Raw genomic sequence first — 24,432 nt, forward strand, 5'->3', positions numbered from 1 at the left:
CCCGGCCCGCCACAGCGGGCCGATTCCGGGGAACGCGGAGCCGCCCGCCGGGTAGCGTCGCTTCCGTGGCCACCGCAGACCGACCCCGCCGCCCGAAGATCGGGCGCATCCCGATCACCGAGCTCGCCCCGAGGACGCCGAACGGCTTCCCCGGCAAGGCATTCGACGGCGAGGTGATCACGTTCGGTGCAACCGTCTTCCGAGAAGGACACGGCATCATCGGCGCAGACCTCGTCCTCGAACGCCCAGACGGTGGAACCCGCACCGTCCCCATGACCCTCGGTGCCCCCGGCACCGACCGCTACGAAGCCACGGTGCAGGTCGACCACGTCGGCGTCTGGACCTGGCACGTCGAGTCGTACTCCGACGACTGGGCGAGCTGGCTGCACGGCGCACGCCTGAAGATCGCGGCCAGTGTCGACACCGAGGCGACCCTGCTCGACGGCGCCGTGCTGCTCGACCGGCTGGCCGAGGAGACCGACTCCCCCGCCGCCACCCGTGCCGCCGCGCGCGTCCGTGACACCGACCTCGACCCGGCCGAACGCCTGGCCGCCGTCGACGACCCGCGCATCGTCGCCGAGGTCGAGGAAGCACCGCTCACCTCGCTCCGCACGCACTCCGCCACCCAGCTGCTCGACGTCGAACGCACCCGCGCCGGCGTCGGTGCCTGGTACGAGTTCTTCCCCCGCTCAGAAGGCGCGAAGAAGAACCCCGACGGCTCCTGGAAGAGCGGCGACTTCCGCACCGCGGCCCGCCGTCTGCCCGCCGTCGCCCGGATGGGCTTCGACGTCATCTACCTGCCGCCGATCCACCCCATCGGCACCACCGCCCGCAAGGGGCCGAACAACACCCTCACGCCCGGGCCGAACGACCCCGGCAGTCCCTGGGCGATCGGCTCTCCCGAGGGCGGGCACGACGCGATCCACCCCGACCTCGGCACCGAGGACGACTTCCGCGGCTTCGTCGAGACGGCGAAGAACACCGGCATGGAAGTGGCGCTCGACTTCGCACTGCAGTGCTCCCCCGACCATCCCTGGGTCACCCAGCACCCGGAGTGGTTCACACAGCGTGCCGACGGCTCCATCGCGACCGCCGAGAACCCGCCGAAGCGCTACCAGGACATCTACCCGATCCAGTTCGACACCGACCCCGAGGGCCTGGTCACCGAGGTCGAGCGCGTGCTGCGCCACTGGATCGACTTCGGCATCCGGATCTTCCGCGTCGACAACCCGCACACCAAGCCGCTCTGGTTCTGGGAGCGGGTCATCCGTGAGATCCGCGACGAGCACCCCGACACCGTGTTCCTCGCCGAGGCGTTCACCCGCCCGGCGATGATGCGCGCGCTCGCCGAAGCCGGGTTCCAGCAGTCGTACTCGTACTTCACCTGGCGCAACACCAAGGACGAGATCGAGGACTACTTCACGGAGCTCTCCCACGAGACGAGCGACTACCTGCGCCCGAACCTCTTCGTGAACACCCCCGACATCCTCACCGAGTACCTGCAGTTCGGCGGCCGTGCCGGCTACAAGGTGCGCGCGGCGCTCGCCGCCACCGGTGCACCGACGTGGGGCATGTACGCCGGCTACGAGCTCTTCGAGGACGTCGCCCGACCGGGCTCCGAAGAGAACATCGACAACGAGAAGTACGAGTACAAGCCGCGTGACTTCGCCCTGGCCGAGGCCGAAGGTGCGTCGCTCGCGCCGTACGTCACGATGCTCAACCGCTTCCGGCAGGCGCACCCCGCGCTCCGACAGCTGCGGAACCTGCACGTGCACGCCGCCGAGGACCCGGCGATCGTCGTCTACTCGAAGCACCTGTCGGGCGAGTACATCCGGTCAGGACGCCCCGACACCGTGATCGTGGTCGCCAACGTCGACCCGCACTCCGCCCGTGAGACCACCGTGCACCTGGACCTCGCCGCACTCGGTCTGCCGACCGATGGCCTGTTCGACGTCCGTGACGTCGTGACCGGTCAGCGCTGGACCTGGGGCGCGTCGAACTACGTCCGCCTGGATGCGTTCCAGGAGCCCGTGCACCTGCTCGTCGTGGAAGGACCCCACCGATGACCAACGACCCGACCGACCCCACGAAGCGCGGACCGGCCGTCCCGCCGGTGCCGCCTCCGCCGCCGGCCGTGCCGCGGTACGAACCGAAGGTGTCCGCGCCCGACGAGGACCTGCCCGGCGCCCCGCCGGCGCAGCGCGAGGCGCCCGACCGCGGGGTGGCGGAGTCCGCCACGCTCGCCGGGCACCCCGCCGATCCGACGCACCCGCGGCAGCCGTCCGTCGCAGCCGCCTCGGCGTCCGACACCCCGACGGCCCCGACCGGGGGCGCCGCGCCCGTGGTCCGGCCGGCCTCCGTCGAGGCTCCGGTCGCCCCCACCGCTGCTGCCTCGGCTCCGGCCGCCGCCGGTACGTCCACGGATCCGCGTCCGGCTCCGATCGAGGACTGGCTGCGTCTGCAGGTGGCCGAGGGCCGCTGGTCCCAGCCGCACGACGTGCTCGGCCCGCACCCGGTCGACGGCGGCACCAGCGTCCGCGTCGTCCGGCACCTGGCCCGTGCGGTACGGATCGTCCGCCCCGACGGCGACGACATCGAGCTCACGCACGAGGGTGACGGGCTCTGGGCCGGCGCCACCGCCGGCCCGCTCGGTCGCTACCGCGTCGAGTCGGAGTACGACTACGACGAGTCCACGGACGAGGACGACGCCACGTGGACCACCGACGACGCGTACCGGTTCGCCCCGACGCTCGGCGAGCTCGACCTGCACCTGTTCGGCGAGGGCCGTGACGAGCAGCTCTGGCACCACCTCGGCGCACACGCCCGCACCGTCGACGGGGTCGACGGCGTCGCGTTCGCCGTCTGGGCACCTCGGGCGACCGCCGTCCGGGTGATCGGCGACTTCGAGGGCTGGGAAGGCCGCACCACCGCGATGCGCCGTCTGAGCGACCTCGGCGTCTGGGAGCTGTTCTGGCCCGGCGCCGTCGTCGGCCAGCGCTACAAGTTCCAGATCCTCACCGACTCCGGGTGGGTGGAGCGCGCCGACCCGTTCGCCCGCGAAGCCGAGATCGCCCCGGCGACGGCTTCGGTCGTCACCGAGTCCACGTACACGTGGTCCGAGGGCGACGCCGCCTGGATGGAGCGCCGCGCCCAGACCACCACGCACGACGCTCCGATGAGCGTCTACGAGGTGCACCTCGGCTCCTGGCGCCCCGGCCTGTCGTACCGCGAGGTCGCCGACCAGCTCATCGGCCACATGGAGTACACCGGCTTCACCCACGTGGAGTTCCTGCCGCTCGCCGAGCACCCGTTCGGCGGCTCGTGGGGCTACCAGGTCACCGGGTACTACGCACCGACCGCGCGCTTCGGTTCGCCGGACGACCTGCGCTACCTGATCGACCGTCTGCACTCCGCGGGCATCGGCGTGATCATGGACTGGGTCCCCGGACACTTCCCGAAGGACGAGTGGGCCCTCGGGCGCTTCGACGGCTACGCGCTGTTCGAGCACCCGGACCCCCGCCGCGGCGAGCAGCTCGACTGGGGCACCTACGTGTTCGACTTCGGACAGCCGCAGGTGCGCAACTTCCTGGTCGCGAACGCGCTGTACTGGTTCGAGGAGTTCCACATCGACGGCCTGCGGGTCGACGCGGTGGCCTCGATGCTGTACCTCGACTACTCCCGCACCGACTGGCTGCCGAACATCCACGGCGGCCGCGAGAACCTCGACGCGATCTCGTTCCTGCAGGAGACGAACGCGACGGCGTACAAGCGCTACCCCGGCATCGTGATGATCGCGGAGGAGAGCACCTCGTGGCCGGGCGTGACGCAGCCGACGAGCGCCGGCGGGCTCGGCTTCGGGCAGAAGTGGAACATGGGCTGGATGCACGACTCGCTCGAGTACGTGCAGCGCGACCCCGCGTACCGCAGCTACCACCACGACGAGATCACGTTCTCGTTCGTCTACGCCTTCAGCGAGCAGTTCACCCTGCCGATCAGCCACGACGAGGTCGTGCACGGCAAGGGTTCCCTGTACGGCAAGATGCCCGGCGACGAGTGGCAGAAGCTCGCCAACGTGCGCGCCTACCTGGCGTTCATGTGGGCGCACCCCGGCAAGCAGCTGCTCTTCATGGGCCAGGAGTTCGCGCAGCCCTCCGAGTGGTCCGAGGCGAAGGGCCTCGACTGGTGGCTCCTCGACCAGCCCGGCCACCGCGGTGTGCAGGACCTCGTCGCGGAGCTCAACCGCGTGTACAAGGACTCCCCGGCGCTCTGGACGCACGACTCGACGGCCGACGGCTTCGAGTGGCTCGAGGGCGGCGACGCACCGCACTCGACCCTCGGGTTCCTGCGGAAGGACGGCGACGACCGGGTCGCCGTGTTCGTGAACTTCTCCGGCGTGCCGGTGGAGCGCCGCTTCGGGCTGCCGACCGCTGGCGAGTGGCACGAGGTGCTCAACACCGACGCGGCCGAGTACGGCGGCTCCGGGGTCGGCAACCTCGGCGTCGTCACGGCGGAGGACACCCCCTGGGCGGGCCGCCCGGCCTCGGCGCACCTCGTGGTCCCGCCGCTCGGCGCCGTCTGGCTGAAGCTGGCCCAGTAGCCCGGCCAGCGTCCGCGACGCGACCGACCGACGGACGGGAGGCCCGGTGCCAGCTGGCACCGGGCCTCCCGTCTGTCCGTTGCCGCGTCCGCCGCGATGCGCGAGACGCCGTCGTGTCCTCGAGATGCCCCGGACACACCGAGACGCCGCCGGATCCGGCGGCGTCTCGGTGTGACGACGGCGTCTTCTCCGCCGCGAGGACCCTACGGGTCTAGTACAGGGCGTTCGCCAGGCGACGACGCGCCGCGACGACGCGCGGGTCCTCGCTACCGATGAGCTCGAAGTACTCGACGAGCCGGACACGCAGGGCCTCGCGGTCATCGCCGAACACCGTCGGCACGAGGTCGAGCAGACGCCCGAAGGCGTCGTCGACGTGCCCGCCCGAGATGTCGAGGTCGGCGACCGCCAGCTGCGCCTGGACGTCCTGCGGGCCGGCGGCCGCTGCCGCACGGATCTCGTCGGCCGTCCGGCCGTTGAGCCGATCGAGCAGCGACACCTGTGCGAGGCCGGCGACGGCCATCTGGTCGTGCGGGTCCTGCAGGATCGCGGTCTTGTACTCCTCGATCGCGGTGGCGAAGTCGCCCCGCTCGATCGCGTCGTACGCGGCCTGGTGGTGCGGCGGGAGCGGCTCCGGCTCCGGCTCGCCCTGCTCGGCGTCGGTGGGGGCCGCTCCGCCGTCGACGGTGACGCGACCGGTCACGCCGTTCTGCTCGGCCGCCTGGAGCACCTGCTCGTAGACGTCGCGGACCTGCGCCTCGGGCAGTGCCCCGACGAAGAGCCCGAGCGGGCGTCCGCCGATCACGGCGGCCACGGTCGGGATCGACTGCGCCTGGAACGCCTGCACGAGCTGCGGGTTCGTGTCGGCATCCACCTTGGCGAGCACCACGCGGCCGTCGTACTCCGCGGTGAGCTGCTCGAGGATCGGCGAGAGCTGCTTGCACGGCCCACACCACTCGGCCCAGATGTCCACGATGACCGGGACGATGGTCGACAGCTGCAGGACGTCCTGGAACGTCGCATCGGTGACGTCGATCACGAGCGACGGCACCGTCAGGTCGGCGCCGTTCGCGGTGTCGGCTTCGGTACCGGGCACGGCACCGCCAGTGGAACCCGCCGGGGCCGGAGCACCGGACGGCTGGGGCGGCCGCTGTGCGCGGTCGACGAGGGACGACAGGTCCACGGCTCCGCGGAGCCCGGACGGGGTCGGGGGGATGTTGCTCATTGCACCTCACTCGCTGCGGTCAGGCCCTGTGTGAACCCGAGCAGGACCACTTTGCCATCCGAGGCGACCGGCGGCACGTAGAAGAGCAGCTGGACGCTGTAGGTCGCGCTGATGCCCTTCTTGCTCGTGTCCACGCCGGACAGTGCCTTGACCGCACCCTCGGTGTTCACCTCGGCGCCCGAGGCGGTCGGGGTCACCTTCTCGACCTCGTCCAGGTCGGCGGAGACCAGGGCACCGGCGTCGTCGGTCGCGATGGCGACGGCGGAGTCGGCCGGGACCTCGGACGAGTACTCGATCTTCGCCGTGTCCGGCAGGGCCTTGGCCTTCTTGTCCTTGTACGCCTTGCCGATGGTGGTGCGGAGCGCATCACCCTCGCTCGCGAACAGGTCGGCGTACTCGCTGGCGGTGTCCTTCGACAGGATGTCGCCGTACGCGGTCGCGACCTGGGCGGGCTGGATCGTCAGGAGCTTCGACTCCGGCGCGAGCAGTGCGGCACCGATCGTCGTCGGCGCGAGGCTCGGGATCTTCGCGTCGGCCTCGAGCGAGACGTCGTACGCCACCTTGTACGGATCGCGAGCGGTGTCCTGCACCAGGGTCAGGGCCTGCGGGGCCGACTTGGCGTCGCAGTCCTCGGCGACGATCGTGAAGACCGTGCGCGGCCAGCTGTCGGTCTGCTGCGGCAGCGCGACGCACACCTGCGCGGCCGAGATCGCCGGCGGCGCCTTGACGTCCGTGTCCTTCGCGCGGATCGCGTAGTTCGCCTCGCGCAGCTCGAGCGCGGCGCCCGTGAAACGGGTCCCGGCGAGCCTGCTGTCGCGGGTCTCGTCGGCCTGCTTCGCCACGGCGGCGGTGCGCTGCACGACGCGGGTGATCTGCTGCTTGGTCGCAGCCGTCGGCTCGGTCGTCTCCGCAGCCCCCGTGGCAGTGGCCGTCGGGGTCGGCGTGGCGAGCGACGGGTCGCCGCCCTGCGGCCAGTAGTCCGAGGAACAGCCGGCCAGGGTCAGGGCACCGACGAGCAGCACCGGCACGCCGACGAAGGCGCGCGAGCCGCGGCGACCAGGACGCGGCACCTGCGCACCGGCTGCGGCAGCACGGCGCGAGGCGCGCACCCGCGGCGGCCGGCTGCCCCCGCTGCGGCGACGGGGACCGCGGCCGCGGCGCTGGTGCAGGAACGCGAGGACGAGCAGCACGAGGCCTCCGACGACGAACACGCCACCGGCCACGAGCAGCGGACCGACCGCCGGGGTCGCGGTGTCCTGCGGCCAGGTGACGGACACGTCGCTCGGGGCCGCGGCCTTGCCGTCGCTGACGACCAGCACCGAGACGTCCTGCGGCAGACGCACGGTGAACTGCCCGGCGCCGTCGTACTCCTGGTACCAGAGGTCGCTGCCCCCGGGCGAGGGGACGCTGGTCTCGCTGCCCGTGGTCGACCCGACGAGCGAACCCTTCTCGGCGTCGAAGCGGAGCGTGGTGTGCTCGGCGTCACCGATCCAGGCGTCGACGTCGGCGGTCTTGCCGTAGGCCGCGAAGACCTTGCCGGAGCCGGACACGTTGATGCGCTGGTAGCCGGGGTTGGCGTTGAGGGTCGTCCCCGGGATCACCGTCACCGGGGCGGAACTGGTCGTCGAGCTCTCGGCCACGAGCGAGGACGGCGGCGCGAACACGGTCCGCTGTCCCACCGCCAGCGCCACGAGCAGCAGACCGATGACGAAACTGACGATCGCCAGGACGAATCGCACGAACTCTCTCCCTACCGCGCCGGGGTGGGGATGTCGGCGCGCGAATCAGCGACTCAGGATAGCGAGCAACGCTGGACAGTGCATCAATCCGCGCTGCCGCCGGACTCAGACGCCCCGCTCCGGCCCCCACTACAATCGGCAGCGGGCCGAACCTGGCCCGCTGCCGACCCCAGGAGCGACACGTGGCGAACGACGAGGCCGAGTTCGGAACCGAGCTGCGCGGGTACCGCCGCGACGAGGTGGAACGCGCACTGAACGACCTGCGCCGCGAGCTCATCAAGTCGAACAACGACCGCGCCGACGCCGCGAAGGAGATCCGTCTCCTGCAGGCCCGGGTCTCCGAGCTGCAGGGCGAGCTCGACGAAGCCGGCACCCCCACGTACAGCGGACTCGGCACCCGCCTCGAATCCACCCTGCGCGTGGCCGAGGAGCAGTCGACCCGGCTCATCAGCCAGGCGGACATCGACGCCCAGCGGCTCCGTGCCTCGAGCCGCACCGAAGCCGAGCGCACCGTCCGCGAAGCACAGGAAGAAGCGCGCGACACCCTCGAGGACGCCCGTACCCGCGCCACCAACGAGCTCACCCGCGCCCGCGCCGAGGCGGCCGACACCGTCGAGCGCGCCCGCGCCGAGGCCGGTCTGCTCACGCAGGACGCCCGGAACGAAGCGGCCGCGATCCGCGGTGCCGCCGTGACCGAGGCCGCCGAGGTCCGCTCCATCGCCATCCGCGAGACGAACGCCCTGCGCGCCCAGGTCGAGCACGAGGTCGCAGAACTGCGCGAGATCGCCCAGCGGGAGTCCGCCGAGGCCCGCACCGCCGCCGCCGAGCTCGACCGCGAGACCGAGCACCGCCGGACGGTCTTCGAAGCCGACCACACCCGCCGTACCGAGGACCTCGACCGTGAGGAGACGACCCGGCGCGAGGCCCTCGAGCGCGAGGTCACCGAGGGTCGCGCCGCCTGGCACCGTGAGCGTGACGAGGAGCAGCAGGCACACGCGCTGGCACTCGAGACCGGTCGTGCCGAACTCGAGTCCGAGGTCGCCCGCCGTCGCGCCGAACTCGACAGCGAGGTCGCCGACCGCCGCCGCGAGCTCGACGAGGAACTCGCCGCCGCCCGCGCCCAGTGGGACCGCGAACTCGCCGCCGCCCGCACCGCACTGGAGCAGGAGGTCGAAGCGGCCCGCGCGCAGCTCCGCGTCGACGAGGAACAGACGCGCGTCGAGAACGCGCGCCTGGTGCAGGAGACCGCCGACCGGATCGCCCGTGAGCTCGAGGAGCACGACGCCCGGATCGCGCAGGAGCGCGCGGAGGCCGTTGCGGCAGCCGAGCGCGCGCTCCGTGAGCACGAGAACGCCATCGCCGCCCGACGCGAGCGCGAGCACGCCGAGGTCGACACCGAGATCGCCGACCGCCGCACCGCCGAGCTCGGGGTGCTCGAGGCCGAGCGCACCGCCCTGCGGCAGGAGATCGACACCGCCCGCGCCGCCCTGGTGAAGGAGCGCGACGAGGTCCGCGCCGAGATCGCCCGGGAGCGCGACGAAGCCCGCACGACGCTCGAGTCGGAGCTCGCTTCCCGACGTGACGACGCCGAGCAGGACTACCTGCGGAAGCACCACGAGACGGTGACCGAGACGCAGAAGTACCTGGACGAGGCGAACCTGCAGCTCGCCGAGGCCACGCGTCGCGCGACCGAGGCCCGGGAGCGCGCCGAGCGCCTGCAGCAGGAGGCCGACGACCTCGAGCGCACGAGCACGGCCGAGGCCCAGGAGCACGCGCGCACCATCGTCGCCGACGCGCAGGACCGCGTGCACCGGATGGTCGCCGACGCCGAGGAGCGCACCGCCGGCGTCATCGCCGAGGCCGAGGACCGCCTGGCGGCGATCCGGACCGAACGCGAAGCCGTCGCGGGGTACCTCGAGAACCTCCGCGGCGTCCTCACGAACGCCACGGGCCTGCTCGGCACGGCGCCCGCCGCAGCGTCGGATGCGGACGCTGACGACGACGTGGACGCGACCGAACGCTGACGGTCCACTGCCCGGAGGCGCGACCCGCGCCTCCAGGCAGTCCCACCTGGTGCAGGTGGCGGGCCGCAGGGCGCCTTCCGGGCGTCGTCAGACGGGCCAGCGGGTCGGCAGCGGCGCGCTGCCCGGCACGACGAGGTCGGCGATCGCGTCGAGGACGATCCGCACGTACCGCTCCCCCACCCACAGGTGCTTCGCGCCCGCGACCGCCACGACCCGGACGTTCGGGGCGAGCGCGAACCGTGCCGCCGCGGCCTCGGGCTGCAGGAAGTCGTCGTGCTCCGGGACGAGCGCCACGACCGGGACCCCGACGGCAGCCCAGCGGACGAGTTCCTCGTCCGAGGTGCGGTGCAGCGGCGGGGACAGCAGGACGACCCCGGCGACCGTGCCTGCCTCGACGTGTTCGAGCGCGTGCTTGAGGATCACCTCGGTGCCGAACGACCAGCCGACCAGCCACGGGGTCGGCAGGCCGCGGTCGATGACCTCGGCGACGGCGGCTCGCAGGTCGAAGCCCTCGGACACACCCTCGCCGAAGACGCCCTCGGAGGTGCCGCGCGGCGACGTGACGGACCGGAAGTTGAACCGCAGCACCGCGATGTCGGCGAGGGCGGGCAACCGTGCGGCAGCCTTCTTGAGCACGTGCGAGTCCATGAACCCGTGCGCGGTCGGCAGGGGATGGAGCGTGACGATGGTTCCGCGAGCCGAGGTGTCGGCAGGCTCGGCGAGCTCACCGACGAGCGTCAGGTGGTCGTCCGTGACGAGCTCGACCTCGGTGCGACGGGCCGGCAACTCGGTGGCGGATCGGATCTCGGTGTCGTGCTCGGTCATGCGATGCTCCAGCAGTGGTTGTGCCAGTGCCGACGCGACGCCAGGTCGGCGGCGTCACCGAGCACGCCGTCCGCGCGCCAGACGACCACGTGGGCGGCGCCGGGCAGGACCGTTCCGCCGCACCCCGGGCAGATGTACTCCTTCTGCGCCGACGCGGCCGAGATCGGCTGCACCTGGTACTCGCGACCGTGACGGACCTCGGTGCGCTTCCACGAGCTCATCAGCCGGTCGAGGGTGGTCTCCTCGTCAGGCTCGACGTCGCGACCACGGGGACGCCGCGGCCGGTTGCTGCGCGGCACCCGAGCAGCCGATCAGTACCAGTTGTTGGCCTGGCTGTGACCCCAGGCACCACAGGGGGTGCCGTAGACGCCGGCGATGTAGTTGAGACCCCACGTGATCTGCGTCGCCGGGTTGGTCTGCCAGTCGGCGCCGGCCGTGGCCATCTTGCTGCCGGGGAGGGCCTGCGGGATGCCGTACGCACCGCTCGGGTTGTAGGCGTTCACCCGCCAGCCGGACTCCTTGTTCCACAGCGAGACCAGGCAGTTGTACTGGTCGGTCCCCCAGCCACGAGCCGTGACCTGCTGCAGGGCGATCGCCTGCGCGCTGCCCGGGTCGGGCGTCGCGGCGGTGGCGGCGAGCGTGTTGGCGGCCGAGACCGGCTGGGTCTCGGTGGCCGCGGTGTCGTCGGTGGTCTCGGCGTCGGCCTCGTCCTCTTCGACGACGGGCTTGACGACCTTCGGGGCGGGGACGGTGACGTCGTAGCCGTCACGGTCGGCGGCGGCCACGGCGTAGGTGCCGTGCGCGGTGTACTGCTGCGGTGCCGGCGGCGTCTTCACGAGCACCGGGGTGTCGACGGCGGCCTGTGCGACGTCGGCCTGCAGCGGGTTGAACAGCGAGCCGCCGACGAACAGGAACACGCCGACGAAGGACATCATCGGGGCGGTCGCGCGCTTGCGGGCCACGGCGTTCACCGACGATGCGGCGGGCTTGACGAGCTTCGGCGTCGCACGGCGCTGCACCGTCGCGGTGCGCTGCTTCGCGGGACGCTGGTCGGCGTCGACGAGGGCATCGTGGGCGAAGGACGCCACACGCTCGTCGGAGACGCGGTTCGCCGCCACCGACTTCGGCGTGGCGACCGGACCCGTCGTCGCGGGCGCTGCCTGCGGGGTCACCCCGAACGCCGACGTCTCCGTCGTGCGGGTTCGCTGCATTGCCGCGCGGCGCTCACCGGAAGCCTGGAGGCTGAGGTGCTCGCGGGTATCGCGGTCGGAGCTTGAGTCTGCCGTGTGCCTGCCCATGAGTAGGACCAGGGTAACGGAACGATCACGGAAAGCGAAGCACCTGGGGACAGCGCGTCGTCACCGGACAGCGAGCATCACTTCGACGACGGCGTCGAGCAGCGCGTCGACCTGCGCCTCGCGGTACCCGCCGTGCTTCGGGCGGAAGACGATCGAACGGACCTCGGTGAGGCTGAGCGGCTTGCCCTCGCGGAAGTACCCGGCGAGCCGGGCGGCGAACGCGTCGACGTCCTTCGGGTGGTAGCCGGTGCCGAGCACGCTGACCCGGCTGAACCGCTGACCGTCCGGCCGCTCGAGCCGCGCCACGACGTCGGATGCCTTCGTCCGTGCTTCTGCGTACCAGGCCTTCTTGCCGACCTCGCTCATCTCCCGCTCACGCTCACGGGCAGCGAAGGCGTCCTCGAGCCGCTCGAGCGCAGCGTCGACGTGCGACGTGGAGTACCCGCCCTTGCGCATCGAGAAGGCCGTGGCGCGGATCTTCGCAGCCTCGATGCCGGGGGCGCTGTCGTCGGCGGAGTACGCGCGCCGGGCGTCCTCGAGGAAACGCTCGACTTCGTCGACGTCGTAACCGAGAGCGGAACGGGCTGCGGTCGGGAAGGTGGTGGCCACGGCGTCATTCTGCCAGTCCGGACCCGTGGCACAACCTGGACGCGCTGAGTGCGGCGTTCAGCCGACCCGACCGCGGTCAGTGGTTGACGATGAGGTACAGCACGTAGGCGACCGCGGCGGACGGCAGGATGCTGTCGATGCGGTCGAGCAGGCCGCCGTGTCCGGGCAGGAACGACGAGATGTCCTTGATGCCGAGGTCGCGCTTGATCATCGACTCGGTCAGGTCACCCAGCGTGGCCGAACCGGAGATGAGCACACCGAGCAGGACACCCGTCCACCAGGGCAGCCCGAGCATGAACAGGGCCACCAGGATGCCGACGACGATGCTCGCCGCCACGGACCCGGCGAAACCCTCCCACGTCTTCTTGGGGCTGATGCGAGGTGCCATCGGGTGCTTGCCGAGGTTCAGCCCGGTGGCGTACGCGCCGGTGTCGACCGCGACGACGACGAGGATGAAACCGATCACCCAGAGGTTGCCGTCCGGCTGAGCGGAGAGCAGCACGACGCAGGCGCCGAGCAGCGAGATGTAGGCCTGGACGAACAACCCGTTGGTGAGGTCACGGGCGACGTTGCCGGCCGGGGGCTTCTGCCGCGCGACGGCGACCTCGACCAATCGCCAGACGCTGATCAGGACGATGCCGCCGAGCAGGGTGAACAGCGCAGCCACCTGCCCGAGCAGGAACGCCGCCGGAACGATCGCGACCGCGACCGCGACGCTCGGGATCCGCGGGACGTCGCGCCCGGCGAACCGCATCGCGCTCGTCAGCTCGTAGACGCCGACGCCCAGCAGGAACGCCGCGACCACCATGAAGGACGGCGGCCAGAGGAGCAGCGTGCCGAGCATCACGACCGCGAACGCGAGCGCGATCCCGATCGCCGCCGGCAGGTTGCGCCCGGTCCGCGCGGTGAGCGCTTCGTTGCGCGCGCCGAATTCGGCCTTGCGCTGGCGGAGCTGCGCCTCGAGGTCGGTGCGCGCCGCTCGTGCACGCGCATCGAAGTCCTGACGGAGCCCCTTCTTCACGGGCCCGCTCGACGCGGGCCCGTGCTCTGCTGTGGGGCGGTCATCGCCCTGGTCGGAGCGACGCATCAGACCTCGAGGAGTTCGGCTTCCTTCTTCTTCAGCGCGTCGTCGATCTGGTCGACGTGCTTCTTCGTCAGGGCCTCGAGGTCCTTGTCGCCACGCGAGATCTCGTCGTCGGAGATCTCACCCTTGAGCGCGTCGAGGTCGTCCTTGGCCTTGCGGCGGATGTTGCGGATGACGACCTTGTGGTCCTCGCCCTTGCCGCGGACGAGCTTGACGAACTCCTTGCGGCGGTCCTGCGTGAGCTCCGGGATCGTCACGCGGACGATCTCGCCGTCGTTCGACGGGCTGGCGCCGAGGTTCGGGAACGTCGCGATGGAGCGTTCGATCTCCTTGAGCGCCGACTTGTCGTACGGCGTGACGATGAGCGTGCGGGCCTCGGGCGTCTGCAGGGACGCGAGCTGCGCGAGCGGCGTCGGCGTGCCGTAGTAGTCGACCGGGATCTTCTGGAAGAGCGCGGCGTTGATCCGGCCGGTACGGACGGTCGAGAAGTCGTCCTTGGCGACCTCCACGGCCTTCGCCATCTTCTCGGTGGCTTCGGTCAGGACATCACTGATCACGGTGTTACTCCTTCGGTACTGGCGTCGAGTCTAGTCAGCGCGGGGGTCAGTTGCTGACGACGGTGCCGATGCGCTCGCCACGGATCGCGGCCTGGACGTTGCCCTCGCCCTCCATGCCGAAGACGTGCATCGGCATGCCGTTGTCCATGCAGAGCGAGAACGCGGTGGCATCCACGACCTTGAGGCCCTTCAGCAGCGCGTCCTGGTAGGTCACGTGGTGCAGCTTCTCGGCCGTCGCGTCCTTCTTCGGGTCGGCGGTGTACACGCCGTCGACGCCGTTCTTGGCGACGAGGACCTCGTCCGCCTTGATCTCGAGCGCACGCTGCGCCGCGACCGTGTCGGTCGAGAAGTACGGCAGTCCGGCACCGGCGCCGAAGATGACGACCCGGCCCTTCTCGAGGTGCCGCTCGGCGCGCCGCGGGATGTACGGCTCGGCGACCTGGGTCATCGCGATGGCGGACTGCACGCGGGTTGCAGCTCCCGCCTGCTCGAGGAAGTCCTGCAGCGCGAGTGCGTTCATCACCGTGCCGAGCATGCCCATGTAGTCGGCGCGGCCGCGGTCCATGCCGCGCTGCGAGAGCTCGGCACCCCGGAAGAAGTTGCCCCCGCCGACGACGATCGCGATCTCGACCTCGCGCGCGGCGACGGCGATCTCCTTGGCGATGGTGCCGATCACGTCGGGGTTCACCCCGAGGGAGCCGGCGCCGAACGCCTCTCCCGACAGCTTCAGCAGAACGCGGCGTCGTCCGGTCTTCTCGTCGGTCATCTGGTCCGCACCCTTCGTCGTGGTCTCGTGGAAATGTACTCGCGGATGTGTCGCGCGCGTGCCGTGCCCGTGCGCGCGAAAAACGGGGCCAGGAACCTGGTTGGTTCCTGACCCCGTCACGGGTTCGTTACGCGCCGACCTTGACGCGGGCGAAGCCCTGGATCGTGATGCCGGCGTTCTCGGCGGCCTTCGCGACGGAGATCTTGTTGTCCTTCGCGTAGTCCTGGTCGAGGAGCGACACCTGCTTGATGTAGGCGTTCACCCGGCCCTCGACGATCTTCGGGAGCGCAGCCTCGGGCTTGCCCTCTTCGCGCGTGATCGCCTCGACGGTCGCACGCTCCTTCTCGATGGCCTCGGCCGGGACCTCGTCGCGGGTCAGGTACGTCGGGTTCGCGAACGCGACGTGCTGCGCGATCGAACGTGCCTCGGCGGCGTTGTCACCCTCGTACGCGATGACGACGGCGATCTGCGGCGGCAGATCCTGGCTGGTCTTGTGCAGGTAGATCTCGAAGGCCGAACCCTCGACACGGCGGACCGTGCGGACCTCGAGCTTCTCGCCCAGCGCGGCAGCGGCCTCGTTGACGACCTCGAGGACGGTCTTGCCGTCCAGCGGCGCGGCGTTGGCGGCAGCGACGTCGGCGGCACCGGCAGCGGCGACCGCGCCCAGCACCTTGTCGGCGAGGGTGGTGAACTTCTCGTTCTTCGCGACGAAGTCGGTCTCGCTCGCGAGCTCGACGACCGTGGCGGCGCCGTTCTCGGAGGTCGCGACGACGACGCCTTCGGAGGTGGCACGGTCGTCGCGCTTGGCGACGGCCTTGGCACCCTTGATGCGGAGCAGCTCGACGGCCTTGTCGTAGTCGCCGTCGGCCTCGACGAGCGCGTTCTTCGCGTCCATCATGCCGGCGCCGAGGTCCTCGCGGAGCTTCTTCACGTCAGCAGCGGTGAAGTTTGCCATTGACTGGAGTCCTTTCTGGACTGTACGTGTGTGGAGAGTGGAGTGCAGTCGGGGCGCCGGACCCGGTGGGTCCGGCGCCCCGGCGACTCACTCGGCGGGGGTGGTCTCCGCGGCTGCCTCGGCCTCGGCCGTCGGCTCCGCGTTCTTCGCCTCGTCGGCGATCGGCTCGCCGATCTCCTTCGCGGCGACCTGCGCGTCAGCGTCGTTCTCCTCGACGGGGGCGGCGGGCGCCTCGGTCGTGGCGGCGGTCTCGCCACCGAGGAGCTCCTGCTCCCACTCGGCGAGGGGCTCGCTGGCCTCGTCCTCGTCGCCACCGTTGTGGCGGGTCTTCAGGCCCTCGGCCGCGGCGTCGGCGACGATGCGGGTCAGGAGACCGACGGAGCGGATCGCGTCGTCGTTGCCCGGGATCGGGTACGTGATCTCGTCGGGGTCGCAGTTGGTGTCGAGGATGCCGATGATCGGGATACCGAGCTTCTGCGCCTCGTCGACGGCGAGGTGCTCCTTCTTGGTGTCGACGATCCAGAGCGCGCTCGGGGTCCGCGTGAGGTTGCGGATACCACCGAGGGTCTTGTGGAGCTTGTCCAGCTCGCGCTTCTTGATGAGGAGCTCCTTCTTGGTGAAGCCCTTCGTCGTGTCGTCGAAGTCGATCTCCTCGAGCTCCTTCATGCGCGCGAGGCGCTTGGAGACCGTCTGGAAGTTCGTGAGCAGACCGCCGAGCCAACGCTGGTTGACGTACGGCTGGCCGACGCGGGTCGCCTGCTCGGCGATGGAGCCCTGGGCCTGCTTCTTGGTGCCCACGAAGAGGATCGTGCCACCGTGCGCGACCGTCTCCTTGACGAAGTCGTACGCGCGGTCGATGAAGGCCAGCGACTGCTGCAGGTCGATGATGTGGATGCCCGAGCGCTCGGCGAGGATGAAGCGCTTCACCTTCGGGTTCCACCGACGGGTCTGGTGTCCGAAGTGGACGCCGCTGTCGAGCAGCTGGCGGATGGTGACGACGGCCATGTGCCGTCCTCCTTCTGTGTTCTCGGCGCGCAGCCGTGCTCTCGCACGTCCCTGCGGACCTGTTGCGGTTGTGTCGATCACGACCGTCGGTCGTGGTCCCTGGTGTCCTGGCACGCGACCGCCCGCTCGTGGGAGCGGGACCGGTGGTCGGGTACCGAGCCGGTGAGGGCCTGGTGGACACGCGAAGTCAGCGCGCATCAGCACGCTGCTGGATAGATGCTAACAGACGGGCGGCCCGGATCACGCGCGCCTCGCGGCTGACGTGATCCGGGCCTCCCTTCCGGCGATCCGTGCGGAACTGACGCAGTGCGCGACCGGCCGATCAGGCCTTGGCGTCCACCGTTTCGCCGTCGGCGGAGATGCCCATCTCCTCGAGCGAGCGGCCCTTGGTCTCCGGGATCTTGGCGATGACGAAGAACAGCGACAGCAGTGCGAACAGCGCGTAGATGCCGTAGGTGACCGTCAGGTTGAAGCCCGAGAGCACCGGGAACGAGATCGTCACGATGAAGTTCGCGATCCAGTTGGCGGCCGAGCCGATGCCCAGCGCCGTGGCCCGGATGCGGTTCGGGAACATCTCGCCGAGCAGCACCCACATGAGCGGGCCCCACGTGGCGCCGAAGGACACCACGAAGAGGTTCGCGAAGATCAGCGCGATGACGCCCCACGAGCCGGGGAGGCTCGGGCTGCCGTCGACGATCGTCGCCTGCGAGAACGCGATGGCGACCATGGTCAGCGAGACGAACATGCCCGCCGAACCGGCGACGAGCAGCGGCTTACGACCGACCTTGTCGACCAGGAAGATCGCCACGAAGGTGACGGCGACGTTGACCACCGAGGTGATCGTGGAGATGAGGAACGAGTCCTCCTCCTTGAAGCCGACGGCCTGCCAGAGCGTCGTCGAGTAGTAGAAGATCACGTTGATGCCGACGAACTGCTGCAGCACGGCGAGGATGATGCCCACCCAGACGATCGGCTGGAGCCCGAAGCGGTTGCCCCGGATGGAGCCCTTCTTCTCGTTCGCTTCCTTCTTGATGCCGTCCTGGATCTCCTCCAGGCTCGTGTTCACGGTGTCGCGCGGGACGATCTTGCCCATCACCACGCGCGCGTCGTCAGCACGACCCTTGGTGAGGAGGTAGCGCGGGGACTCCGGCAGCGTGATCGCCAGGACGCCGTAGACGACCGAGGGGATCACCCCGACCAGGAACATCCAGCGCCAGGCCGCCAGGCCCCAGACCTCGGCCGAGGCGCTGCCCGCGGTGACGGCGAAGAGCTGGTCGGACAGGAGCGCGGCGAAGATACCGAGCGTGATCGCCAGCTGCTGGAACGAGGCCAGCCGCCCGCGGATCGCCTTCGGGGACACCTCGGAGATGTACGCCGGTGCGATGACCGAGGCAGTACCGATGCCGAGACCGCCGACCAGACGCCAGATCACGAGGTCCCACGTCGCGAACGCGAACGCCGACCCGATCGACGAGACGAAGAACAGCACGGCGGCCCAGAACATGATCCGGGTGCGGCCGTAGCGGTCGGCGAGGCGGCCTGCGAAGTAGGCGCCGAACGCGCAGCCGATCAGGGCCGAGGCGACCGCGAACCCGCTCGCCGCGTCGGAGAGGTCGAACTCGCCCTTGATCGCGTCGACGGCGCCGTTGATGACGGACGAGTCGAAGCCGAACAGGAAGCCACCGACCGCCGCCGCGATGGCGAACAGGGTGACCTTCCCCTTGAACGCACGGTCTTCGCCGTGCCCGGTGGTCGTGGTGGACACGATGCTCCTGGGTTCTGCCGCCGTGCCGGTGTGCAGCACGGTGCCCCGGCGGTCGGCTGGTTCGCCGTCCGAGCGGCGTTGCGTGTTCCGGAGCGGCCCCGACTGTACTCCTCGCTCGGGATCTGGTCATAACCGGGGCGTGATCGGCACGACTCGCTCCCGTGCGGAGGCGGATCGACGGTGTCGTTGTCGTACGACGTCGGTTCCGTCGCGCCCGTCGCGCCCGTCGCGCCCGTCGCTGCATGGTTCCTCCCCAGGGCCTGGAGGCGGGACTCACCCTCCACGGATCACCTCGGCTCCGCCCCGGGGCCGGTTCCACGGCCGAGGCTGGGAACATGCGATCGACTGCACGTTCCGTCTTGCTGTCCGTGGTGTGCGCGGCGGTGCTGAGCGGGACGGCGGTGCTCGGTGCATCGCCGTCGACGGGCGCCGGGGCGTTGGCGGGTGCTGCGACCGACTCGGGCCGGGTCGAGGCTCGCTGGGTCTGGCCCACCGGATCGCGGGTCGTCGAGCGCGCGTGGGAACCAGCGTCCTCGGACTACGCCGCCGGCCACCGGGGCCTCGACGTCCCGGCCGTCCTCGGGAGCACCGCCTCGGCGGTGGACGACGGCACCGTGGCGTTCGCCGGCGCGGTGGGCGGCCGCTCCGTCGTGACCATCGACCACGGCGACGGGCTGGTCAGCACGCTCGACTCGGTGACGCCCCTGGTCGCCGCGGGAGACGAGGTCGTGCGGGGTGCGGCGGTCGGACGCGTCTCGGTCGGACACTGTCCGGCGTCGGCGCCGTGCCTGCACCTCGGTGCTCGCGTCGACGGTCGCTACGTCGACCCGATGGCGTACCTGCCACCGGCCGAGTGGCCGGTGCTGCTGCCCGAGTCGGCCTGGCCCGGGTGAGCGGAACCGACCGGGACGCACGTCGGCGCAGCGTCAGGCGCGCGGGTGCGCTGTCCGGTAGACCTCGCGCAGCCGGGCCGACGACACGTGCGTGTAGATCTGCGTCGTCCCGAGGCTGGCGTGACCGAGGAGTTCCTGCACCGCACGCAGGTCCGCTCCCCCGTCGAGCAGGTGCGTCGCCGCGGTGTGCCGGAAGGTGTGCGGGCCGCTCGGGCCCTCGCCCGGCAGGTCACCGAGCAACCGCGCCACCACGCGGTAGGCACTGCGGACGCCGAGTCGGGCGCCACGGTCGCCGAGGAACAGCGCCGTGCCGGCCGCTCCCTCCGCCCGTGCCGCGAGGGCGGGCCGTCCGCGCTCGAGCCACGCCTCGAGTGCGTCCCGCGCCGGCACCCCGAACGGCACCACGCGTTCCTTGCCGCCCTTGCCGAGCACGCGCACGGTCAAGCGTCCGCGATCGACGTCGGTCACGTCGATCCCGACCAGTTCGCTGACCCGGATGGCCGCCGCGTACAGGAGCTCGACGAGGGCCAGGTCCCGCAGCGCCGTCGGGTCCTCCGTCGCCGCACGGGCACCGAGTCCGTCGAGCAGGGCGCGCACCTGGTCGGCCGACACCACGCGAGGCAGGTGCGCCCCACCCTTCGGCGCGCGGAGCCGGACCCCGGCGTCGGTCGTCGTCATCCCGGTCTCGCTCGCCCAACGCGTGAACGCCCGCACGGACGAAGACCGCCGGGCGATGGTCGACCGGGCCAGCCCGCGGTGATCGGCGTCCCACAGCCAGTCACGCAGGAGCTCGAGCTCGACGTCGGCGACGCGGTCGATGCCGCGACCGTCCGCGAACGCGACGAGCTGCTCGAGGTCGTTGGCGTACGCGCGGAGGGTCTGCTCGCTGAGGCCACGCGCGTGCCGGGCGTGCCCGAGGAAGGCGTCCACCGCCACCACGAGTCGACTGTCCGTCCGCGCAACCACGACGCCAGCGTACGGCGACCGGACGTCATGCCCGACCCCACCCGCCGCCGCTGGCGACGACGAGTCCCTGCAGCTGTGCGAGCGCGAGCGCGTCGGCGACGTCGGCCGTCGACATCCCGGCCCGGCGGGCGATCTCGGCCTCGGGCAGGGCGCGACGGCCGAGCGCGTCGAGCACCCGGAGCACCTCGGGATCCTGCCTGCCGGACAGGAGCGGTTCGTCGCGCACCGCTCCCCCGCTCGTCCCGGTCGCGGGCCTCACCGCCGCGACCGGATCCCCGGGGTGCACGACGATCTGTGCCCGCCCCTGTGCGATGAGTCGATGGCACCCGACCGACGCCGAGGACGCGAACGCTCCCGGCACCGCGAACACGGGCCGGCCGAGCTGTGCGGCGTGGTGGGCGGTGTTGAGGGCCCCGGACCGGGCGCCTGCTTCGACCACGACCGTGACGTCGGCCAGCGCGGCGATCAGTCGGTTCCGGGCGAGGAAGCGCCACCGCGTCGGTCGCGTCCCCGGTGCCGACTCGGCGAGCAACGCCCCTTGCCGGGCCACGTTGTGGAGCAACTGCGCGTTCCCCACCGGGTAGAGCTGGTCGATGCCACCGGCCAGGACCGCGATCGTGGGCGTCCCGGCGGCGACTGCGACACGGTGCGCCACCGCGTCGATGCCGTAGGCACCCCCGCTCACGATGCGGCACCCGGCGTCCGCCGCCGTCGACGTGATCTCCGCCGCGGCCTCGGCCCCGGCCACCGTGTTCGCCCGGGACCCCACGACGCCGAGCGCCGGCCTCCCGTCGCCGAGGCACACGCCCGAGCTGCGCGTCCAGAGGACCACCGGGGCGTGCGGACCGAGGTCGTCCATCGCCGACGGCCACCCGTCGCTCGCGGGGACCAGCAGACCGGCTCCGACCGCTCCCGCCGCCGCCAGCACGTCGCCCACCTCGACGGCGGCCAGCCGGGGCCGCCAGCGTTCCACCGCGGTCTGCAGCACACCGAGCAGCACCGCGGGGTCCTCGGCGCCCGGTACCTCGGCGTCGACGCAACATCCCAGCAGCGGATCGAAGTCCTTGTCAGCGGCGAGCAGCACCGCACCGAGCGCGCGCTCCGGTCCGAGTCCGGCGAGGAGCTCTCCGGCGACGGAGTCCCCCGGCTCGACGATGGCCGACCACGCGACGCGGGCCGCGGCCTGCACCGGGTCGACCGCCGCACCGCTCGGCCCGAGCAGGCGCGCCACCGTGTCGAGGAGCTCGGTGCCCGCCGCGATCACAGGGCGCTCCGCAGCGCGAGGGCTCCGCGGACGTGCGCACCCGTGGGCCGCTCCACCGCGTCGAGGTCGGCCAGCGTCCACGCCAGTCGCATCACGCGGTCCCAGCCGCGCATCGTCAGGGTGCCGAGGTCGAGTGCGCGGTCGAGGTCTGCCGTCGACCCGGGTTCGATGCGCCCCTCGGCCCGGAGCCACGTCCCGGTGACCTCGGCGTTGCGGGACCATCCCGTCCCGTGCAGTCGCTCCGCCATCCGGGCGCGGGCTGCCGCGACCGCGGCACGCGCGACCGCCGTCGTCGGGGTGCTGCCGTCCGCGTCCCGCATCCGACCCGTCGTCACCCGGGGCACCAGCACCCGGATGTCCATCCGGTCGAGCAGTGGCCCCGACATCCGGCCGAGGTACCGGCGGACGGTGCTCGGCGAGCACTCGCACGGCTGCCCGTGCGCACCACCGGCGTTGCCGCACGGGCAGGGGTTCGCCGCCAGGACGACCTGGCAGCGTGCGGGGAACTCGGCCGCGCCCGCCGCACGGTGGATCGTGATCCGACCGGACTCGAGCGGCTGCCGGAGCGCGTCGAGCACGGCCCGCGGGAACTCCGGCGCCTCGTCGAGGAACAGGATGCCCCCGGTGGCGCGCGACACGGCGCCGGGGCGCAGGACCCCCGAGCCGCCGCCGATGAGCGAGACCGCCGACGCGGAGTGGTGCGGGGCTTCCCACGGCGGCTTCGTGCTCCACGAGGCGGGACCCAGCCCGGCGACGGACCGGACCGCGGCGACCTCGAGCGCGGTCTCGTCGTCGAGGTCGGGCAGCAACCCGGGCAGCCGCTCGGCGAGCATGGTCTTGCCCGCGCCCGGTGGCCCGAGCAGCAGTGCGTGGTGTCCCCCGGCCGCCGCGGCGATGAGTGCTCGGACGCCGACCGGGTTCCCCACGACGTCCGACAGTTCGGCCACGGGACGCGGCACCGACGTGACCGGGACCGGCAGCACCGGATCGACCTCGACCGCCGGCAGGAGCGCCCCGGCGTCGATCGCCGCCGCCCGCAACGAGTCCACGCCCCGGATCCGCACCCCGCCGACCACGCGGGCCTCGGTCAGGTTGCCGACGGGCAGCACGACGCGGTCCGCACCGGCGTCGCGCGCGGCGACCAGCATCGGGATCACCCCGGGGACCGGACGCACCCGCCCGTCGAGGCCGAGCTCGCCGATGTAGACGATGCGCTCCGAGACGTCCGGCGCGAGACCGGCACCCGCGAGCACGGCCATCGCGATGGCGAGGTCGAACCCCGAACCGCGCTTCGGGATCGCCGCCGGGGTCAGGTTCACGGTGATCCGACGTGCGGGCAGCGGGCACCCCGCGTTCGCCGCCGCGGATCGCACGCGTTCCCGTGCCTCACCCAGCGAGGTGTCGGGCAGACCGATGATGCTGAACGCCGGGAGCTGACTGGTCAGGTGCGCTTCGACCTCGATGCGACGACCGGTGACCCCGAGGAGCGCGACCGCGGCAGCGCGCCCGATGCCGGTCACAACACACCCGCCAGATGCTCGACGACGGTGCGGGGACCGTCGACGTGGACCGCGACGACGTCCACCCGGACCGCGCGCGCCGAGACCTCGGGATGCGCGTCGAACCACTCGGGCACGAGTCGCCGCATCCGGGTGAGCTTCGCGGCGGTGATCGCCTCGAACGGGTGGCCGGTCGCGGCCCCGGAACGGGTCTTCACCTCGATGAACGCGAGCGTGCAGGAATCCCACGCGACGATGTCGATCTCGCCGCGGGCACATCGCCAGTTCCGCTCGAGCACGCGGAATCCCCGCGCTTCGAGCCAGACCACCGCTCGTTCTTCACCGAATCGTCCGAGTCGACCATTCCGGAGCGACCGCCCCGGTGGACGTTGCACGTCTTGTTCCATGTCGTTGCCTCCACGACAACGATCGCCGGAACGAACACCCCGATCGGCGGAGTCGGAGAGTCTGTGGAATCAGCGCCCGCGAATTGCCCCTGTGGAGGAAAGAAGAAGGACCCGGGCGATCGAGATCACCCGGGTCCTGCTGCGACGAGCGTCAGTGCGCTGCTGCGTAGGCTTCCTGCACCTGCGTCGAGATGCGGCCGCGGGACGAGACTTCGTACCCGTTCTCCTTGGCCCACTCGCGGATCTTGCCGAGCTCTTCCGAGTTGCCGCGCTTCGGCGCGGACTTCGGGGCGGAACCGCCGCCGGTTCGGCGACCGGACACCTTGCGCGCTGCGGCGATGTAGTCGGAGATCGCCTCGCGGAACTTGTCGACGTTGTCGTTCGACAGGTCGATCTCGTACGACGAGCCGTCGAACGCGAATTCGACCGTCCGACCTTCACCGGTGGTGATGGGGGAATCGTCGAGGTCGTCGACGAGCTGGACGGTGACCTTCTGTGCCATGGGGTGCTCCTGTTCGTGGGGCGGTTGAATCCCCATCAGAATAGCGCGAACAATTCACCGCCGGTTCGGATCAGCGGCGATTCACCGAGAAAGAAGCAGAAGAAAGCAAATTGACGATCACTCGTCGAGTGCGAGTTCCTTCGGCAGTTCGAGTTCCCGCGTCGTGAGTTCCTCGACATTCACGTCCTTGAACGTGAGTACCCGGACACCCTTGACGAACCGGTCGGAACGGTAGACGTCCCAGACCCAGACGTCGTTCATCGTCAGTTCGAAGTAGAAGTCGTGCTCCGTGTCACGGCGCACGAGTTCGACCTCGTTCGCCAGGTAGAAACGGCGCTCCGTCTCGACCACGTAACGGAACTGCGACACCACGTCTCGGTACTCGCGGTACAGGGCCAGCTCGACCTCGCGGTCGTAGTCGTCGAATTCGTCCTCATCCATTGCGCCCACAGTCT

At 71.2% G+C, this 24,432-nt stretch carries 22 protein-coding genes; 4 read left to right on the forward strand and 18 right to left on the reverse strand.

All coding sequences use genetic code 11. From position 1 onward, the window contains the following. Window positions 1-65 precede the first annotated feature (65 nt). Window positions 66-2,066 carry an alpha-1,4-glucan--maltose-1-phosphate maltosyltransferase gene (locus DEJ27_RS05585; protein ID WP_181430094.1) on the forward strand — a complete coding sequence of 667 codons (2,001 nt, stop codon included), beginning with the start codon at window positions 66-68 and terminating at the stop codon, window positions 2,064-2,066. Then, the gene (gene glgB, locus DEJ27_RS05590) at window positions 2,063-4,597 is read left to right on the forward strand and encodes a 1,4-alpha-glucan branching protein GlgB (RefSeq protein ID WP_111090470.1); all 2,535 of its coding nucleotides are present in this window, start codon (window positions 2,063-2,065) and stop codon (window positions 4,595-4,597) included. Before DEJ27_RS05585 ends, glgB begins: the two co-directional genes overlap by 4 nt. A gap of 211 nt (window positions 4,598-4,808) precedes the next feature. Here glgB and DEJ27_RS05595 read toward each other — a convergent pair whose 3' ends face one another. Next, window positions 4,809-5,819 carry a tetratricopeptide repeat protein gene (locus DEJ27_RS05595; protein ID WP_110859080.1) on the reverse strand — a complete coding sequence of 337 codons (1,011 nt, stop codon included), beginning with the start codon at window positions 5,817-5,819 and terminating at the stop codon, window positions 4,809-4,811. Further along, on the reverse strand, window positions 5,816-7,558 hold the full coding sequence (locus DEJ27_RS05600) for a hypothetical protein (protein WP_111090471.1): 1,743 nt from the start codon (window positions 7,556-7,558) through the stop codon (window positions 5,816-5,818). The genes DEJ27_RS05595 and DEJ27_RS05600 overlap by 4 nt, the downstream gene beginning before the upstream one ends. A gap of 182 nt (window positions 7,559-7,740) precedes the next feature. Between DEJ27_RS05600 and DEJ27_RS05605 the strand changes: the two genes are divergently transcribed. After that, the gene (locus tag DEJ27_RS05605; RefSeq protein WP_111090472.1) at window positions 7,741-9,582 is read left to right on the forward strand and encodes a hypothetical protein; all 1,842 of its coding nucleotides are present in this window, start codon (window positions 7,741-7,743) and stop codon (window positions 9,580-9,582) included. An 87-nt stretch (window positions 9,583-9,669) separates the two neighbouring features. Here DEJ27_RS05605 and DEJ27_RS05610 read toward each other — a convergent pair whose 3' ends face one another. From DEJ27_RS05610 to DEJ27_RS05655, 10 genes are all read right to left on the reverse strand, one after another. Beyond that, window positions 9,670-10,407, reverse strand: coding sequence for an alpha/beta hydrolase (locus DEJ27_RS05610; protein WP_111090473.1), 738 nt, complete (start codon window positions 10,405-10,407; stop codon window positions 9,670-9,672). Then, a complete protein-coding gene (locus DEJ27_RS05615) occupies window positions 10,404-10,706 on the reverse strand; it encodes a hypothetical protein (protein ID WP_111090474.1) in 303 nt (100 codons plus the stop codon). The genes DEJ27_RS05610 and DEJ27_RS05615 overlap by 4 nt, the downstream gene beginning before the upstream one ends. A 12-nt stretch (window positions 10,707-10,718) precedes the next feature. After that, on the reverse strand, window positions 10,719-11,618 hold the full coding sequence (locus tag DEJ27_RS18015) for a lytic transglycosylase domain-containing protein (RefSeq protein ID WP_258369801.1): 900 nt from the start codon (window positions 11,616-11,618) through the stop codon (window positions 10,719-10,721). A 147-nt stretch (window positions 11,619-11,765) separates the two neighbouring features. After that, complete coding sequence (locus DEJ27_RS05625) at window positions 11,766-12,314, reverse strand: DivIVA domain-containing protein (RefSeq protein ID WP_071406375.1); 549 nt, start codon at window positions 12,312-12,314, stop codon at window positions 11,766-11,768. Between the two features lie 76 nt (window positions 12,315-12,390). Continuing rightward, window positions 12,391-13,335 (reverse strand): phosphatidate cytidylyltransferase, encoded by a 945-nt coding sequence (locus DEJ27_RS05630; protein ID WP_111090507.1) that lies wholly within the window; start codon window positions 13,333-13,335, stop codon window positions 12,391-12,393. A 65-nt stretch (window positions 13,336-13,400) separates the two neighbouring features. Beyond that, a complete protein-coding gene (gene frr, locus DEJ27_RS05635; RefSeq protein WP_110859084.1) occupies window positions 13,401-13,955 on the reverse strand; it encodes a ribosome recycling factor in 555 nt (184 codons plus the stop codon). Window positions 13,956-14,001: 46 nt separating this feature from the next. Continuing rightward, complete coding sequence (gene pyrH, locus DEJ27_RS05640; RefSeq protein ID WP_110859085.1) at window positions 14,002-14,721, reverse strand: UMP kinase; 720 nt, start codon at window positions 14,719-14,721, stop codon at window positions 14,002-14,004. Between the two features lie 127 nt (window positions 14,722-14,848). Next, window positions 14,849-15,676 (reverse strand): translation elongation factor Ts, encoded by an 828-nt coding sequence (gene tsf, locus DEJ27_RS05645; RefSeq protein ID WP_111090475.1) that lies wholly within the window; start codon window positions 15,674-15,676, stop codon window positions 14,849-14,851. 87 nt (window positions 15,677-15,763) lie between these two features. Then, window positions 15,764-16,681, reverse strand: coding sequence for a 30S ribosomal protein S2 (gene rpsB, locus DEJ27_RS05650; RefSeq protein ID WP_027465874.1), 918 nt, complete (start codon window positions 16,679-16,681; stop codon window positions 15,764-15,766). A 322-nt stretch (window positions 16,682-17,003) separates the two neighbouring features. After that, a complete protein-coding gene (locus DEJ27_RS05655) occupies window positions 17,004-18,446 on the reverse strand; it encodes a sugar porter family MFS transporter (RefSeq protein ID WP_258369802.1) in 1,443 nt (480 codons plus the stop codon). A gap of 335 nt (window positions 18,447-18,781) precedes the next feature. Between DEJ27_RS05655 and DEJ27_RS05660 the strand changes: the two genes are divergently transcribed. Continuing rightward, a complete protein-coding gene (locus tag DEJ27_RS05660; protein ID WP_181430095.1) occupies window positions 18,782-19,339 on the forward strand; it encodes a murein hydrolase activator EnvC in 558 nt (185 codons plus the stop codon). A 33-nt stretch (window positions 19,340-19,372) separates the two neighbouring features. Here the strand turns inward: DEJ27_RS05660 and DEJ27_RS05665 are convergent, their stop codons facing one another. The 6 genes from DEJ27_RS05665 to DEJ27_RS05690 all read right to left on the reverse strand — a co-directional run bounded on the left by DEJ27_RS05665 (window position 19,373) and on the right by DEJ27_RS05690 (window position 24,418). Further along, window positions 19,373-20,305: a tyrosine recombinase XerC gene (locus DEJ27_RS05665; RefSeq protein WP_111090477.1), complete on the reverse strand. Its 933-nt coding sequence runs from the start codon at window positions 20,303-20,305 to the stop codon at window positions 19,373-19,375. A gap of 25 nt (window positions 20,306-20,330) precedes the next feature. Then, the gene (dprA, locus tag DEJ27_RS05670; RefSeq protein WP_111090478.1) at window positions 20,331-21,569 is read right to left on the reverse strand and encodes a DNA-processing protein DprA; all 1,239 of its coding nucleotides are present in this window, start codon (window positions 21,567-21,569) and stop codon (window positions 20,331-20,333) included. Beyond that, on the reverse strand, window positions 21,566-23,089 hold the full coding sequence (locus tag DEJ27_RS05675) for a YifB family Mg chelatase-like AAA ATPase (RefSeq protein ID WP_111090479.1): 1,524 nt from the start codon (window positions 23,087-23,089) through the stop codon (window positions 21,566-21,568). The genes dprA and DEJ27_RS05675 overlap by 4 nt, the downstream gene beginning before the upstream one ends. Then, a complete protein-coding gene (locus DEJ27_RS05680; RefSeq protein ID WP_051596761.1) occupies window positions 23,086-23,475 on the reverse strand; it encodes a YraN family protein in 390 nt (129 codons plus the stop codon). Before DEJ27_RS05680 ends, DEJ27_RS05675 begins: the two co-directional genes overlap by 4 nt. 151 nt (window positions 23,476-23,626) lie before the next feature. After that, entirely contained in the window at window positions 23,627-23,977 is a 351-nt protein-coding gene (locus DEJ27_RS05685) for an Lsr2 family protein (protein WP_017888250.1), read from the reverse strand. Between the two features lie 117 nt (window positions 23,978-24,094). After that, window positions 24,095-24,418 (reverse strand): DUF2469 family protein, encoded by a 324-nt coding sequence (locus tag DEJ27_RS05690; protein ID WP_017888251.1) that lies wholly within the window; start codon window positions 24,416-24,418, stop codon window positions 24,095-24,097. Window positions 24,419-24,432 lie beyond the last annotated feature (14 nt).

Source organism: Curtobacterium sp. MCPF17_018, from assembly GCF_003234135.1.
Lineage (GTDB): Bacteria > Actinomycetota > Actinomycetes > Actinomycetales > Microbacteriaceae > Curtobacterium > Curtobacterium flaccumfaciens.

Bases quoted from the DNA above. Each gene is read 5' to 3' on its own strand.
- DEJ27_RS05660 (WP_181430095.1), top strand. From the start codon at position 18,782: ATGCGATCGACTGCACGTTCCGTCTTGCTGTCCGTGGTGTGCGCGGCG.
- pyrH (WP_110859085.1), bottom strand. From the start codon at position 14,721: ATGACCGACGAGAAGACCGGACGACGCCGCGTTCTGCTGAAGCTGTCG.
- DEJ27_RS18015 (WP_258369801.1), bottom strand. From the start codon at position 11,618: ATGCAGCGAACCCGCACGACGGAGACGTCGGCGTTCGGGGTGACCCCG.
- DEJ27_RS05595 (WP_110859080.1), bottom strand. From the start codon at position 5,819: ATGAGCAACATCCCCCCGACCCCGTCCGGGCTCCGCGGAGCCGTGGAC.
- glgB (WP_111090470.1), top strand. From the start codon at position 2,063: ATGACCAACGACCCGACCGACCCCACGAAGCGCGGACCGGCCGTCCCG.
- rpsB (WP_027465874.1), bottom strand. From the start codon at position 16,681: ATGGCCGTCGTCACCATCCGCCAGCTGCTCGACAGCGGCGTCCACTTC.
- DEJ27_RS05685 (WP_017888250.1), bottom strand. From the start codon at position 23,977: ATGGCACAGAAGGTCACCGTCCAGCTCGTCGACGACCTCGACGATTCC.
- DEJ27_RS05610 (WP_111090473.1), bottom strand. From the start codon at position 10,407: ATGACCGAGCACGACACCGAGATCCGATCCGCCACCGAGTTGCCGGCC.
- DEJ27_RS05680 (WP_051596761.1), bottom strand. From the start codon at position 23,475: ATGGAACAAGACGTGCAACGTCCACCGGGGCGGTCGCTCCGGAATGGT.
- tsf (WP_111090475.1), bottom strand. From the start codon at position 15,676: ATGGCAAACTTCACCGCTGCTGACGTGAAGAAGCTCCGCGAGGACCTC.
- DEJ27_RS05690 (WP_017888251.1), bottom strand. From the start codon at position 24,418: ATGGATGAGGACGAATTCGACGACTACGACCGCGAGGTCGAGCTGGCC.